The sequence below is a fragment of the Nocardioides bruguierae genome, from assembly GCF_023656415.1.
Classification (GTDB): Bacteria; Actinomycetota; Actinomycetes; order Propionibacteriales; family Nocardioidaceae; genus Nocardioides; species Nocardioides bruguierae.
In genome coordinates this window covers 181,646-195,896 of sequence record NZ_JAMOIL010000005.1, presented here as the reverse complement: position 1 = coordinate 195,896, position 14,251 = coordinate 181,646, and the positions used below count along the sequence as shown (strand labels likewise).

The following is a 14,251-nucleotide window of genomic DNA, read 5'->3' as shown; positions in this document are numbered from 1 at the left end:
GGCCCAGCGACCGCGGCAGGTGACGAGCGTCCTTCGGTGACGCGCACCCTGCGGAGGAGTCGCCGCCACCGACAGACTTTCCGGCCCGCGCGTCGCGCGGCGTCGGACGACACGCCCGACGCGTAGCCGCGGCCCGGGCCGAGGAGCAGCACATGCCCGACGAGAACGAGGTCGGCGCGCAGCCGACCACCGAGACCTCCCCCGAGGCCTCCGCCGCCACCCCGGCGAAGAAGACCACGCGCAAGCGGACCACCAAGAAGGCCGCGGCGCCCGCCGCGTCCGAGCCCGCCGCCGACGCGCCCGCCGCCGAGGCAGCGCCGGCCGCGAAGAAGGCGACCCGCAAGCGGACCACCAAGAAGGCCGCGGCGCCCGCCGCGTCCGCCGAGCCGGGCCTCTTCGAGGAGCCCGCCGCCGAGGCCGCGCCGGCCACGAAGAAGACCACGCGCAAGCGGACGACGAAGAAGGCCGCCGCCGCGCCGACCGCCGAGGCCGCCGCTGCGGTGGAGGCCGTCGAGTCCGCGCCCGAGGCCGGTACCGAGCCCACCGAGAGCGCCCCCGCGCCGGCGGTCAAGAAGGCGCCGCGCAAGCGGACCACCAAGAAGGTCGCCGCAGCCGAGCCCGCGGCCGAGCCCGCTGCCGAGGCCCCGGCCGCGAAGAAGACCACGCGCAAGCGGACGACGAAGAAGGCCGCCGCCGCGCCGACCGCCGAGGCCGCCGCTGCGGTGGAGGCCGTCGAGTCCGCGCCCGAGACCGGCGCCGAGTCCGGCGATTCCGCCGAGAGCGCTCCCGCTCCGGCAGTGAAGAAGGCGCCGCGCAAGCGGACCACCAAGAAGGTCGCCGCCGCAGCGCCCGCTGCCGAGCCGGCCGCGACCGACGAGGCTGCGAGCGAGCCTGCCGAGGCGCCGGCCGCGAAGAAGACCACGCGCACGCGCCCCGCGAAGAAGGCCGCCGACGCCGGCACGGCCCTGCTCTTCCAGGCGCCCGACCCGGCAGCCGCGGCCGCCGAGGAGACGGACGAGGAGGACGAGGAGGCCGCCGCGCAGGCCGAGGCCACCGAGACCACCGCCGCGCCCGAGCAGGACGCCGCCTCCACCGACGACCAGACCGACGCCCAGACCGACGCCCAGACCGACGCCGAGACCGGTGACGACGACACGAGCGACGAGGACTCCGAGGACCGCGGCGAGGGCTCCGGCTCCGGCCGTCGCCGTCGCCGTCGGGGTGGTCGCCGCCGCCGCCGCGGGGGCGGCCGCTCCGGCGAGGACGGCGACGAGACCACGTCCGAGAAGCAGGACGGCGCCGCGGACGGGAAGTCCGGTGACTCCGCGGGCAAGGACACGAAGGTCGACGCCCAGGACGAGGACGCCGACGACCAGGGCGCCAAGGACGACCAGGGCGAGAAGGACGGGGAGGCCAAGGACGAAAAGTCCGAGGGCTCCAGCTCGTCCTCGCGTCGTCGCCGTCGTCGTCGCCGCTCGGGCGACTCCGGTGGCGACGGGGGCGACGGGGGCGACGACCCGGAGAACACCGTCACCAAGGTGCGGCAGTCGCGCTCGCCGGAGGACCAGATCACCTCGCTGTCGGGCTCGACCCGACTGGAGGCGAAGAAGCAGCGCCGCCGCGAGGGCCGCGAGGCCGGCCGTCGTCGCGCCCCGATCGTCTCCGAGGCCGAGTTCCTGGCCCGTCGCGAGTCGGTCGACCGCGTCATGGTCGTGCGCGAGCGCGAGGACCTCACCCAGATCGCCGTCCTCGAGGACAAGGTGCTCGTCGAGCACTACGTGGCCCGCGAGTCCCAGACCTCGCTCATCGGCAACGTCTACCTCGGCCGCGTCCAGAACGTGCTGCCCTCCATGGAGGCCGCGTTCATCGACATCGGCAAGGGCCGCAACGCGGTGCTCTACGCCGGTGAGGTCAACTGGTCGGCGCTGGGCCACAAGGAGGGCACGCCCCGCAAGATCGAGTCGGTGCTCTCCTCGGGCCAGTCGGTGCTGGTGCAGGTCACCAAGGACCCGATCGGCCACAAGGGCGCTCGCCTCACCAGCCAGGTCAGCCTGCCCGGCCGCTTCCTGGTCTACGTGCCGGACGGCACCACCTCCGGCATCTCCCGCAAGCTGCCCGACACCGAGCGGGCACGCCTCAAGGCGCTGCTGAAGGAGATCGTCCCCGACACCGCCGGCGTCATCGTCCGCACGGCTGCCGAGGGTGCCAGCGAGGAGGAGCTGACCCGCGACGTCGAGCGGCTCAAGGCCCGCTGGGAGGACATCGAGAAGAAGGCCAAGGGCTCGGCCCCGCAGCTGCTCTACGGCGAGCCGGACCTGACCCTCAAGGTCGTCCGTGACCTGTTCACCGAGGACTTCTCCCAGCTCGTGGTGCAGGGCGAGGACGCCTGGAGCACCGTCTCGGAGTACGTCGAGCACGTCGCTCCCGACCTGGCGGAGCGGCTGCACAGGTTCGAGCCGGCCACCGAGGGCAAGCACGTCGGCAAGGACGTCTTCGGCGTCCACCGCGTCGACGAGCAGATCGCCAAGGGCCTGGACCGCAAGGTCTGGCTGCCCTCCGGCGGCTCCCTGGTCATCGACCGCACCGAGGCCATGACCGTCATCGACGTCAACACCGGCAAGTTCACCGGTTCTGGCGGCAACCTCGAGGAGACGGTCACCAAGAACAACCTGGAGGCGGCGGAGGAGATCATCCGCCAGCTCCGGCTGCGCGACATCGGCGGCATCATCGTCGTCGACTTCATCGACATGGTCCTGGAGTCCAACCGCGACCTGGTGCTGCGCCGCATGGTCGAGTGCCTCGGCCGCGACCGGACCCGCCACCAGGTCGCCGAGGTGACCTCCCTCGGCCTGGTGCAGATGACGCGCAAGCGCATCGGCACCGGGCTGCTCGAGGCGTTCAGCGAGAACTGCGACCACTGCCAGGGCCGCGGCGTCGTCACCCACGACCTGCCCGTCGAGCCCAAGGGCGGCGGCCGCGGCAACGGTGGCGGCAACAACGGCGGCGGCAACGGTGGTGGCAACGGTGGTGGCAAGGGCGACCACAAGCACGACGGCAACGGCGAGGACGGCGAGTCCCGCCGGTCGCGCCGCAACCGCCGTGGTCGCGGTGGCGACAAGTCCGAGGGCCACGAGTCCGAGCAGGCCGAGAAGGACGAGGCCAAGGACGAGCGGCGCGGCCCGTCGCCGGCCGAGTTCGCCGCGATGGCCCGGCACGAGGACAAGCCGGCCGACGAGGCGACGGAGGCATCGGAGGCCCCGGTCGACGAGGCCCCGGTCGTCGAGGAGGCCCCCGAGCCGCAGGCGGCGGAGACCACTCCCGAGGTGTCGCCGGGCGAGGTGCCCGCCGAGCCCCAGGCGAAGCCCCAGGCGGAGCCCACTCCGGAGCCCGCCCCGGCGGCCGAGGAGCCTGCGACGCCCGCAGCGCCGACGGTGACCACCACGACGCGCACCCGGACGCGGCGCTCGACCCGCACCGGCACGGTGACCACGGGCACGGCGGCGACCATCACGGTGCCGTCGGCGTCCTCCACCCCCGCGCCGGAGACGCCCGCGACGCCGAGCACGCCGGCGCCCAAGGTGGTCACCCGGACCCGCGGCCAGCGCGCCGCCCGGCCCGCGGCGAAGCCGACCGAGGCCACCGAGGGCTGAGCAGCAGCCCGAGCACGCCCGTCGGGGCGGTCCCGCAGCAGCGGGGCCGCCCCGACGGCGTCCGGAGGGCGCTCACCTGGTCGCCACCTGGTCGCCACCGGGCCGCCGACTGGCTCGTGGGCGCCCGCAGGGTCCATCCTGGGAGCGCTGCGAGAGCACGCCGTGGCCCCGTCCGCGGGCCCCTTCCCGGGCGTTTTGCTCCCGCTGCACCCGGTGCGTACGATGAACCCTCGGTGCGTCGATACGTGCCCTCATTCCCTGCACGACCCGTCACGTCGTCCGCCTGCACAGGCGTGGAGCGACGTCGGTGGACTCGAACGGTGCGAACCGTCTCGGCCACGTTCGCGGTGTGCGGAGAACCCCCAGACAGACGCAAGACGAGTTCGACGAAGGAGACCGCGGTGTACGCGATCGTGCGCGCTGGCGCCACCCAGCAGAAGGTTGCCGTGGGCGACGTCATCGAGATCGACAAGGTCGCCACCCCGGTCGGCGAGACGCTGACCCTGCCCGTCCTGCTGGCCGTCGACGGCGAGACCGTCACCTCGGCCGGCCTGGACAAGGCCGCTGTGACCGTGGAGGTCGTCGGCGCCGCCAAGGGCCCGAAGATCGTCATCCAGAAGTACAAGAACAAGACCGGCTACAAGAAGCGCCAGGGTCACCGCCAGAAGTACACCCAGGTGAAGGTCACCGACATCTCGATCTGACCTCCACGGGTCAGGTACAGCCCTCGGCGCGGCTCGCCCGCACCGTCCAACGCGTAAGGATTCGACATGGCACACAAGAAGGGTGCGGCTTCCACCAAGAACGGCCGCGACTCGAACGCCCAGCGCCTCGGCGTCAAGCGCTTCGGCGGCCAGCTGGTCAACGCCGGCGAGATCATCGTCCGCCAGCGCGGCACGCACTTCCACCCGGGCACCAACGTGGGTCGTGGCAACGACGACACGCTGTTCGCCCTCGAGGCCGGCGCCGTCCAGTTCGGCACCCGCCGCGGCCGCCGCGTCATCAACATCGTCCCGGGCGAGTGACGTCACTCGTCGTCTGAGACATCAGGCTTCACCTCGAAGGGCGTCCCGTCACGGGGCGCCCTTCGCGCGTTGAGACACCGTTGCGGCGGGTCACCGCTCAGCGCCAGCAGCACCCGCACGGGCACCCGCCCGGCGCCCCCAGCACCAGGAGAGATCACCCATGGCCGTCCCCAGCTTCGTCGACCGCGTGCGACTGCACGTCTCCGCGGGCCGCGGCGGTAACGGGGTCGCCTCCGTCCACCGCGAGAAGTTCAAGCCCCTCGGTGGACCCGACGGCGGCAACGGCGGCCCCGGTGGCTCCGTGATCCTGCGCGTCGACCCGGACGTCACCACCCTCGTCGACTACCACAACAGCCCGCGCCGCAAGGCCGAGCACGGTGGCCAGGGCGCCGGCGACCACAAGAACGGCGCGCACGGCGCCGACCTGGTGCTCAGCGTCCCCGACGGCACCGTCGTGGCCGACACCGAGGGCAACGTGATGGCCGACCTCGTGGGCGTGGGCACCGAGGTCGTCGTGGCCGAGGGCGGTCGCGGCGGCCTGGGCAACGCGGCGCTGGCCTCCACCAAGCGCAAGGCCCCCGGCTTCGCCCTGCTCGGCGAGCCGGGCGACGAGCGCGAGCTGGTGCTCGAGCTCAAGATCGTCGCCGACATCGGCCTGGTCGGCTTCCCGAGCGCCGGCAAGTCCAGCCTCATCGCCGCCATGTCGCGGGCCCGGCCGAAGATCGCGAACTACCCGTTCACCACCCTGCGCCCCAACCTCGGCGTGGTCACCGCGGGGGAGACCACCTTCACCGTCGCCGACGTGCCCGGCCTGATCGAGGGCGCCGCCGACGGTCGCGGTCTCGGCCACGACTTCCTGCGTCACGTCGAGCGCTGCGCCGCCATCGTGCACGTCATCGACACCGCCTCGATCGAGCCGGGCCGCAACCCCGTCGACGACCTCGACGTCATCGAGAACGAGCTGACCCGGTACGGCGGCCTCGAGGACCGCCCGCGCATCGTCGCCCTCAACAAGGTGGACGTGCCCGACGGCCGCGACATCTCCGACATCACCATCGAGGACCTGCGGGCCCGCGGCCTCGACGTGTACCCCGTCTCCGCGGCCTCCACCGAGGGCCTGCGCGAGCTCACCTTCGCCATGGCGCGGATCGTCTCGGCCACGCGGACGACGTCGGCGCCGGCGGCCCCGCAGCGGATCGTGCTGCGCCCGACCGGTCTCGGCTCGGCGCCCGGCGCGGAGTTCACCGTCACCGCGACCCCCGACGGCTGGCGCGTGCGCGGTCACAAGCCCGAGCGCTGGGTGCGCCAGACCGACTTCTCCAACGACGAGGCCGTCGGCTTCCTCGCCGACCGGCTCAACCGGCTCGGCGTCGAGCTGGCGCTCGCGAAGGCCGGTGCCGAGGAGGGCGACGCGGTCATCATCGGTGCCGAGGAGAACGCGGTCGTCTTCGACTTCCGCCCCAGCATCGAGGCCGGCGCCGAGATGCTCGGCCGCCGCGGCGAGGACCAGCGCTTCAACTCCGACCGTCCCGCCGCCCAGCGTCGCCGCGACATCCTCGAGGCCATGGAGACCAAGGAGGAGAACGAGGCGCGCGCCGACGTGGCCCGTCGACTCGACGACGCCCGCCGCGCCGGCAAGCTGGATGCGCCCGAGCCCAAGCGCGGCGGCGCCGACGGCCCGATGTCCTACGAGATCGGCTCCGAGGACGACCCCGACCACGCCCCCGACGGCGGCGGCGAGGAGTGAGCGGAGCACCGTTCGAGGCCGCGGCCCTGCGGCCCGTCGTCACCGGCGCCCGCCGGGTCGTCGTCAAGGTCGGCTCCTCCTCGCTGACGACGGCGGAGGGCGGGATCGACCCCCAGCGACTCCAGTCGCTGGTCGACGTCCTGGCGGCCACCCGGGCCCGCGGCACCGAGGTCGTGCTCGTCTCCTCGGGCGCGATCGCCGCAGGCCTGGCCCCGCTGGGCATGAAGCGCCGCCCCACCCTGCTCGCCGAGCAGCAGGCGGCCGCCAGCGTCGGCCAAGGCCTGCTGGTGCACCACTACACGACCGCGCTGCGCCACCACGGCATCACCGCCGGCCAGGTGCTGCTCACCGTCGACGACGTCACCCGCCGCGCGCACTACCGCAACGCCGCCCAGACGGTCTCGGCGCTGCTGGGCATGGACGTGCTGCCGATCGTCAACGAGAACGACACCGTGGCCACCACCGAGATCCGGTTCGGCGACAACGACCGCCTCGCGGCCCTGGTCGCCCACCTCGTCCGGGCCGACCTCCTCGTCCTGCTCTCCGACGTGGACGGCCTCTACGACGCCGACCCGCGCACCCCCGGCGCCCGCCTCCTCTCCGAGGTGCACGGCCTCGACGACCTCGCCGACGTCGCGATCGGCAAGACCGGTGCGGCCGGTGTCGGCACCGGCGGCATGGAGACCAAGGTCGAGGCCGCCTCGATCGCCACCGGCGCGGGCGTGCCGGTCGTGCTGACCTCGGCCGGCAACGCCGGCGCCGCCCTGGCGGGCGACCACGTCGGCACGCTCTTCCACGCCACCGGCCGCAAGCGCAAGCGACGTCTGCTGTGGCTCCAGCACGCCACCGAGGGGCGGGGCAGCATCGTGCTGGACGCCGGCGCAGTCCGTGCGGTCACCGAGCGCGGTGCCTCGCTGCTGGCCGCGGGCGTCACCGGCGCGCACGGCGACTTCCACGCCGGCGACCCCGTCGACCTGGTCGGCCCTGACGGCGAGGTGGTCGCGCGCGGGCTGGTCAACTACGACGCCGACGAGATCCCCGGCCTGCTGGCCCGGACCGCCCCGGAGAAGCGCCGGGAGCGCGAGGTCGTCCACCGCGACGCGCTCGTCCTGCTCTGACGCTGACCCTGGCCCTGGCCCTGGCCCTGGCCCTGGCCCTGACCCGGGCCCGCGGACCGTCGCGGTCCTCACACCCGGCCGCGTCCCGCGACCGACGACCGCGGACCGGCTAGGTTCGCTGCGTGCCGCTCACGAAGCGGGCCCCCGCGCCCCCGCAGCCCGGCCCCGGCGCGCTCGTCCGCGTCGGCCGCGCCGTGCTGTGGACCGTGCTGCTGGTGCTGCTCGTCCCGGCCCTGCTGCTCACCTGGCTGCGCCTCAGCGACGCCGAGGGCGACCTGGCCGTCCGGGCCGTGGCGTTCACTCCGTTCGCGTTCGTCGCCTACCTGTTCGTGCTGGTGCTCGCCGCTGGTGCCTGGTGGGCGCGCCGGCGCGCGGTGTACCGGCTGCTGGTGGCCCTCGTGGCCGCCGTCGGCGTCCTCGTGCACGGGTCGTGGCTGCTGCCGCTGGTGGTGGGCCCGCCCGAGCGGGCCGCCGACGCGGAGCGGCACCTGGTGGTGCTCAGCGCGAACGCCCTCATGGGCCAGGCGGACCCCGACGCGCTGATGAGCGTGGCCGACGAGGAGGCCGCCGACCTGGTGGTGCTGCCCGAGGCGACCGTGGGCCTGATGGCCGGGCTCGACGCCGCGGGCGCCGCGGGGGAGTACCCGTACCGCGTCGGCACCGCGGCCGAGGAGGGCAGCACGGCCGGCACCGTCGTCCTGTCCCGCTTCCCGCTGGGCGAGCCGACGCGGGTGGGCACGATCATGGAGTCGTGGGCGGTGGACGTCGACGTGCCCGACGAGCCGGGCGGTGCCGGCGGGGACGCGGGCGACTCGGTGCGGCTGCTGGCGGTGCACCCGGCGGCTCCGGCCGACCCCCACTCCTTCCGCGCCGACGCCGCGGTTCTGCGCGCCGCCGTCCGCGAGGAGGCCCCCGACCTGGTCGTGGGCGATTTCAACGCCACCCTCGACCACGTGCAGCTGCGCCGGCTGCTCTCCGCGGGCCTGCGCGACGCCGCCGAGGAGGCCGGCAGCGGCTGGCAGCCGACCTGGCCGGCCAACGGGCTCTTCGCCGGGCTGCCCTTCCCGCTCGTCAGCATCGACCACGTGCTCGTGGGGCCGGGCCTGACCGCCTCGTCCACCCGGACCCACCTGCTCGCGGGCACCGACCACCTGGCGCTGGTCGCCGACCTGGGCCTCGCGGGCTGAGCCCGAGGAACGGCTCCGGGAACAGGCACGAGAACAGGGTCGGTGGCGACCTGAGTTCGATCCGGGGTCGGGGACGGACGTAGGCTGGGGAACCGATGTCACGCCCATCCGTCTACCTCGATCACGCCGCGACCACGCCGCTCTCGCCGGTCGCGCTCGAGGCCATGACCGAGGAGCTCGCCCAGGTGGGCAACGCGTCCTCGCTGCACGCCTCCGGGCGTCGCGCCCGCAGGGTGGTGGAGGAGTCCCGCGAGCGGATCGCCGCCGCCCTCGGCTGCCGCCCCAGCGAGGTGGTGCTGACCTCCGGCGGCACGGAGGCGGACAACCTGGCGCTCAAGGGCGGGCACGCCGCTCGCCGCAGCGCCGACCCGTCGCGACGGCGGCTGCTGGTCTCCTCGGTCGAGCACCACGCCGTGCTGGACCCCGCCGAGCACCTCGCGGCCACCGGCGAGGCCGACCTCGGGCTGCTGCCGGTCGACCACGACGGTCGCCTCGACCTCGAGGCGCTGCGGGCCGAGCTGGGCCGGGGCGGGGTCTCGTTGCTCAGCCTCATGTGGGCCAACAACGAGGTCGGCACCCTCCAGCCGGTCGCCGAGGCCGCGGCGCTGTGCGCCGAGCACGGCGTGCCGGTGCACAGCGACGCCGTCCAGGCGCTCTCGACCCAGCCGGTGGACTTCGCCGCCAGCGGCCTGGACGCCCTGACCGTGAGCGCGCACAAGGTCGGCGGACCGATCGGCGTCGGCGCCCTCGTCGCCCGCCGCGACCTTGCGCTGACCCCGCTGGTGCACGGCGGCGGCCAGGAGCGCGACGTCCGCTCCGGCACGCTGCCCACGCCGCTGGTGGCCGCGTTCGCCGCCGCCCTGGAGCAGGCCGTCGCCGAGCGGGAGACCACCGCGGCCCGGTTGCTCGGGCTGAGCACGCGCCTGGTGGCGGGGCTGCGGGCCGCCGTCCCCGACGCGGTGCTCAACGGCCCGGCCCTGTCGGCCACCCCGGACGCGGCGGGGCGGCTGCCCGGCATCGTCCACGTGTCCTTCCCCGGCTGCCAGGGCGACTCGCTGCTGATGCTGCTCGACGCGGCGGGGGTCGAGTGCTCCACCGGGTCGGCGTGCTCCGCCGGCGTGCCGCAGCCCTCGCACGTGCTGCTCGCGATGGGTCGCGACGAGGCCGAGGCCAAGAGCTCGCTGCGCTTCAGCCTGGGCCGCGGCACCACCGAGGCCGATGTCGACGCCGCCGTCGACGCGATCGGCCCCGCCGTGGAGCGTGCCCGCCTGGCCTCGGGGCGCGGCACGCTGCGCCGCGGCGCCCCGGCCCAGGGCTCGACCCAGGGCTCGATCCAGGACCCGGCCGACCGCCCGTCCGACCGACGGGCGGGCTGAGCCGTGCGCGTCCTGGCCGCCATGAGCGGGGGAGTCGACTCCGCCGTCGCCGCCGCCCGCGCCGCCGAGGCCGGTCACGACGTGACCGGCATCCACCTGGCGCTCTCCCGCAACCCGGCGTCCTACCGCTCGGGCGCGCGCGGCTGCTGCACCATCGAGGACAGCAACGACGCCCGCCGGGCCGCCGACGTCATCGGCATCCCCTTCTACGTCTGGGACCTCTCCGAGGAGTTCCACGCGGAGGTCGTCGAGGACTTCATGGACTCCTACGCCGCCGGCCTCACGCCGAACCCGTGCCTGCGGTGCAACGAGAAGATCAAGTTCGCCGCGGTGCTCGACCGGGCCCTGGCCCTGGGCTTCGACGCCGTGGCCACCGGCCACTACGCCGTGCTTACCGAGAACCCCGCGGGCCTGGTCGAGATGCACCGCTCCGTGGACGCCGGCAAGGACCAGTCCTACGTGCTGGGGGTGCTCGACCAGTCCCAGCTGCGGCACTCGCTGTTCCCGCTGGGGGACACGCCCAAGTCGCAGGTGCGTGCCGAGGCCGCGGCCCGGGGCCTGCTCGTGGCCGACAAGCCCGACAGCCACGACATCTGCTTCGTCGCCGACGGCGACAACGCCGGCTGGCTGCGCGAGAAGCTCGGCGACCGGGCGCCCAACGACGGAGGCGCGATCGTGGACGACGCCACCGGCGAGGAGCTGGGCCGCCACGAGGGCACGTACGCCTACACGATCGGCCAGCGCAAGGGCCTGCGGATCGGCCGCCCGGCACCGGACGGCAAGCCCCGGTACGTGCTCGACATCGAGCCGGTCTCCGGCACCGTCCGCGTCGGCCCGCGCGAGGGGCTCGCCGTCGACGGGCTCGAGGCCGACCGGCCCCGCTGGTGCGACGTGCCGCTCGCGCCGACCCCGGCCGGGCCCGCCGTGCTGGAGGGCGAGGACGTCACCGTGCAGCTGCGCGCGCACGGCGCCGAGCACCGCGCCCGCGTGGTCGTCTCCGGCGACCCCGCGGCCCCCACCGACGAGCACCGGGTGGACGTGGAGCTGCTCGAGCACGCCTCCGGCATCGCGCCGGGCCAGGCCGTGGTGGTCTACGCCGGCAGCCGCGTCGTCGGCTCGGCGACCATCACCGCGACCCGACGCGTCGCCACCCGCGAGCGTGCCGGAGCCCCCGCATGAGCCTGATCCTGCCCGGCAGCGACGACTGGGAGGACGCACCCGACGCCGCCGGCGTCGCACCCGACCTCCTGGCCGGGGCACCCTTCGGCACCGCGGTCGGCTCCCTGCCCGGCGGTGGCGCCGGTGGCGGGTCGAGCGCCGCCGAGGACGCGGTGGCCTACCGGGAGGCCGTGAAGGCGGTGCTCGGCACCCTGGGCGAGGGCTCCCTGGCACCGCTCCCCGAGCTGCCCGGCCGCAGCGCCTACGCCCGGATGATCGGCCGGACGCTCGGTGCCGTCCGCGCCGTCGACGCCGACCTCCAGCCTGCCGGCTGGCGGCTCACCGGCACGGACGGAGCCCCCGGCCTCGACCAGCGGCGCGCGCGCAGCCTGCTCGCCCAGGACCTCGACGCCGTGGAGGAGCTCGGCCAGGGCTTCTCCGGAGTGGTCAAGACGCAGCTGGTGGGCCCGTGGACGCTCGCCGCGACGGTGGAGCTGCCGCGCGGGGAGAAGGTGCTCTCCGACCACGGAGCGCGCCGCGACCTCGGCGGCGCCCTGGCCGAGGCGGTCGGCGAGCACGTGGCGGACCTGCGTCGCCGGCTCCCGGACGCCGCCGGCATCGTGGTGCAGCTGGACGAGCCGTCCCTGCCCGCGGTCATGAACGCCCAGGTGCCGACCGCCTCGGGCTACCAGCGCTACCGCCGCATCGACCGGCCCGAGGTCTCCGCGCTGCTCGAGACCGTCACCGCCGCGGTGTCCGCCGCCGGGGCGGAGCCCTGGGTGCACTCCTGCGCGCGCGGCGTCGACTGGGCACTCGTGCGGGGAGCCGGCGTCCGCGGCCTGCTCGTGGACGCGGCGATGCTCACCACCGCCGACCACGACCTGCTCGCCGAGGCGCTGGAGGCCGGCGACGCGGTCGTGCTGGGCATCGTGCCCAGCACCGACCCGGACCCGTGGCCCTCGGACGCGCGCCTGGTCCAGCGGGTCGAGCGCTGGCTCGACATGCTCGGCCTGGAGCCCAGCAGCGGCCGACTGGGCGTCTCGCCCGGCTGCGGCCTGGCCGGCGCCTCCCCGGCGTGGTCGCGCCGGGCGATGCAGCTCTCCGCCTCGGTCGCCCACGACCTCGCCCACCTCGGCTGAGGCCCACCCCGGACAGCCCTCCGTCAACGCCGCGAGCCGCGGGACGTCATACGGAGCGGACGCAGTGTCCCTCAGAGGTATGACGTCCCGCGGCTCGGCGGTTCGTGGGTGGGGCTCAGCCGACGTGCACGCCGCCCTCGGGGCCGTCGGTGGCCAGCTCCTCGGGCTTGACGTCGAGGAAGATCCAGATGATCACCGAGGCGATCAGCATCATCGCCGCACCGACGAGGAACGCGTGGGTGGCGCCGTCGGTGAAGGAGGCGGAGAAGACCGCCGCGTCGAGGTAGCTGGTCGAGGTGCCCGGCACGACACCGGTCGGGTCCACGCCGGCCTGGGTCAGGCCCTGGGCGAGGTCGGGGGCGACCCGGGCGCCGGTGTCGTTGATGTAGTGCAGGGCCACCGTGGAGAGCGCCGCCAGGCCGATCGCACCGCCCACCTGCTGCATCGTGTTGAGCACCCCGGAGCCGATGCCGGAGTCGTGCGCCGGCAGGTGGTGCACGGCGGTGAGGGTCAGCGGCACGAAGGTCATGCCCATGCCGAGCGCCATGAAGAAGATGAACGGCGCCAGGTGCAGCCAGTAGTTCACGTCCGCGCCCAGCGGGTCGCCGCCGAGCGAGGCCAGGACGGCGGCGGGGGAGTCGTCGACCGAGAGCGTGGAGTAGCCGAAGAGGCAGGCCGCGGCCACCAGCGTGCCGACGCCGGAGATGTAGCGCGGCCGGATGCGGTTGACCAGGTTCGAGCTGATCGTGGCGCCGATGACGATGCCGACGCTGAACGGCAGGAACGCGAAGCCGGTGCGCAGGCTGGAGTAGCCCATGATCTGCTGCACGAACAGGCTGAGGTAGTAGAACATCGCGAACATGGCCGCGGGGGCGATGAGCATCGCCACCAGGCTGGCGGCCCGGTTGCGGTTGGCGAAGATGCGGATCGGCAGCAGGGGGTGCTCGCGGCGCCGCTCGATCAGCACGAAGGCGGCCAGGAGCAGGACGCCGGCGGCGAGCGAGACCAGCGTCTGCGCGCTGCCCCACCCGTAGTCGGACTCGCCGGCCCGGGTGAAGCCGAAGACGATGCCGACGAGGCCGAGCGTGCCGGTGATGGCGCCGGGGACGTCCAGCTCGCCGGGGTGGGTCTCGGACTCGGGCAGCAGCAGCGGGGCCACGGCCGCGGCCACGAGGCCGATCGGCACGTTGATGAGGAACGTCAGGCGCCAGCCCTCGACGTCGAAGCCGAACGCGGAGTCGAGGCCGGTGAGCCAGCCGCCGAGGATGAGGCCCACGGCCGCGCCGGCGCCGGACATCGCCGCGTAGACCGCGAACGCGCGGTTGCGCGCGGGGCCGGCAGGGAACGTCGTGGTGATGAGGGCCAGGGCCGCGGGGGAGGCCAGGGCGGCGCCGAGGCCCTGGAAGGCGCGAGCGCCGAGCAGCAGGCCCTCGTTGGTGGCCATGCCGCCGAGGAGGGAGGCGACGGCGAAGACGGCCAGGCCGATCATGAACACGCGGCGGCGGCCGTACAGGTCGCCCAGGCGTCCGCCGAGCAGCAGCAGCCCGCCGAAGGCGAGCGCGTAGCCGGTGACGATCCAGGTCAGGTTGGCCGAGCTGATGTCCAGGTCCACCTGGATGTGGGGCAGCGCGATGTTCGCGATGGTCGCGTCGAGCACGACCATCAGCTGCGCGATCGAGATGAGCACGAGCGCCCACCCCAGGTGCCGGGCGCCGCCGGTCTGCTCGGTCGGCTCGACGGGCTCGAGGCCGTCGGCGAGAGAGGTGTCGGTCACGGGGGGTCCTTCCGGGACGTGCGTGAGGAGGGCCCGGTCGCGGTGGCGACGGGCTCGGGGTGCGAGGAGCGCGGTGG

Annotated in this window: 10 protein-coding genes; 9 read left to right on the top strand and 1 reads right to left on the bottom strand. The window is 74.6% G+C overall.

Annotated features, from left to right (window positions below; genetic code table 11):
- Positions 1–152: 152 nt before the first annotated feature.
- From M8330_RS05610 to M8330_RS05570, 9 genes are all read left to right on the top strand, one after another.
- On the top strand, positions 153–3,650 hold the full coding sequence (locus tag M8330_RS05610; RefSeq protein ID WP_250826525.1) for an Rne/Rng family ribonuclease: 3,498 nt from the start codon (positions 153–155) through the stop codon (positions 3,648–3,650).
- 401 nt (positions 3,651–4,051) lie between these two features.
- Positions 4,052–4,354, top strand: coding sequence for a 50S ribosomal protein L21 (gene rplU, locus M8330_RS05605; protein WP_250055491.1), 303 nt, complete (start codon positions 4,052–4,054; stop codon positions 4,352–4,354).
- A 66-nt stretch (positions 4,355–4,420) separates the two neighbouring features.
- Entirely contained in the window at positions 4,421–4,675 is a 255-nt protein-coding gene (gene rpmA / locus M8330_RS05600) for a 50S ribosomal protein L27 (RefSeq protein ID WP_250055493.1), read from the top strand.
- 160 nt (positions 4,676–4,835) lie between these two features.
- The gene (gene obgE, locus M8330_RS05595; RefSeq protein WP_250826524.1) at positions 4,836–6,422 is read left to right on the top strand and encodes a GTPase ObgE; all 1,587 of its coding nucleotides are present in this window, start codon (positions 4,836–4,838) and stop codon (positions 6,420–6,422) included.
- Positions 6,419–7,540: a glutamate 5-kinase gene (proB, locus tag M8330_RS05590; protein ID WP_250826523.1), complete on the top strand. Its 1,122-nt coding sequence runs from the start codon at positions 6,419–6,421 to the stop codon at positions 7,538–7,540. The genes obgE and proB overlap by 4 nt, the downstream gene beginning before the upstream one ends.
- A gap of 122 nt (positions 7,541–7,662) precedes the next feature.
- Entirely contained in the window at positions 7,663–8,727 is a 1,065-nt protein-coding gene (locus tag M8330_RS22340; protein WP_250826522.1) for an endonuclease/exonuclease/phosphatase family protein, read from the top strand.
- Between the two features lie 95 nt (positions 8,728–8,822).
- Positions 8,823–10,103 (top strand): cysteine desulfurase family protein, encoded by a 1,281-nt coding sequence (locus M8330_RS05580; protein WP_250826520.1) that lies wholly within the window; start codon positions 8,823–8,825, stop codon positions 10,101–10,103.
- A 3-nt stretch (positions 10,104–10,106) separates the two neighbouring features.
- Positions 10,107–11,282 carry a tRNA 2-thiouridine(34) synthase MnmA gene (mnmA, locus tag M8330_RS05575; RefSeq protein ID WP_250826519.1) on the top strand — a complete coding sequence of 392 codons (1,176 nt, stop codon included), beginning with the start codon at positions 10,107–10,109 and terminating at the stop codon, positions 11,280–11,282.
- The gene (locus M8330_RS05570; protein ID WP_250826518.1) at positions 11,279–12,400 is read left to right on the top strand and encodes a uroporphyrinogen decarboxylase/cobalamine-independent methonine synthase family protein; all 1,122 of its coding nucleotides are present in this window, start codon (positions 11,279–11,281) and stop codon (positions 12,398–12,400) included. Before mnmA ends, M8330_RS05570 begins: the two co-directional genes overlap by 4 nt.
- 115 nt (positions 12,401–12,515) lie before the next feature.
- Here M8330_RS05570 and M8330_RS05565 read toward each other — a convergent pair whose 3' ends face one another.
- The gene (locus M8330_RS05565) at positions 12,516–14,174 is read right to left on the bottom strand and encodes an MFS transporter (RefSeq protein ID WP_250826517.1); all 1,659 of its coding nucleotides are present in this window, start codon (positions 14,172–14,174) and stop codon (positions 12,516–12,518) included.
- Positions 14,175–14,251: the final 77 nt, after the last annotated feature.

Excerpts from the sequence above, each read along its gene's own strand:
- M8330_RS05610 (WP_250826525.1), top strand. The coding sequence starts at position 153 with ATGCCCGACGAGAACGAGGTCGGCGCGCAGCCGACCACCGAGACCTCC.
- rpmA (WP_250055493.1), top strand. The coding sequence starts at position 4,421 with ATGGCACACAAGAAGGGTGCGGCTTCCACCAAGAACGGCCGCGACTCG.
- obgE (WP_250826524.1), top strand. The coding sequence starts at position 4,836 with ATGGCCGTCCCCAGCTTCGTCGACCGCGTGCGACTGCACGTCTCCGCG.
- M8330_RS05580 (WP_250826520.1), top strand. The coding sequence starts at position 8,823 with ATGTCACGCCCATCCGTCTACCTCGATCACGCCGCGACCACGCCGCTC.
- M8330_RS05570 (WP_250826518.1), top strand. The coding sequence starts at position 11,279 with ATGAGCCTGATCCTGCCCGGCAGCGACGACTGGGAGGACGCACCCGAC.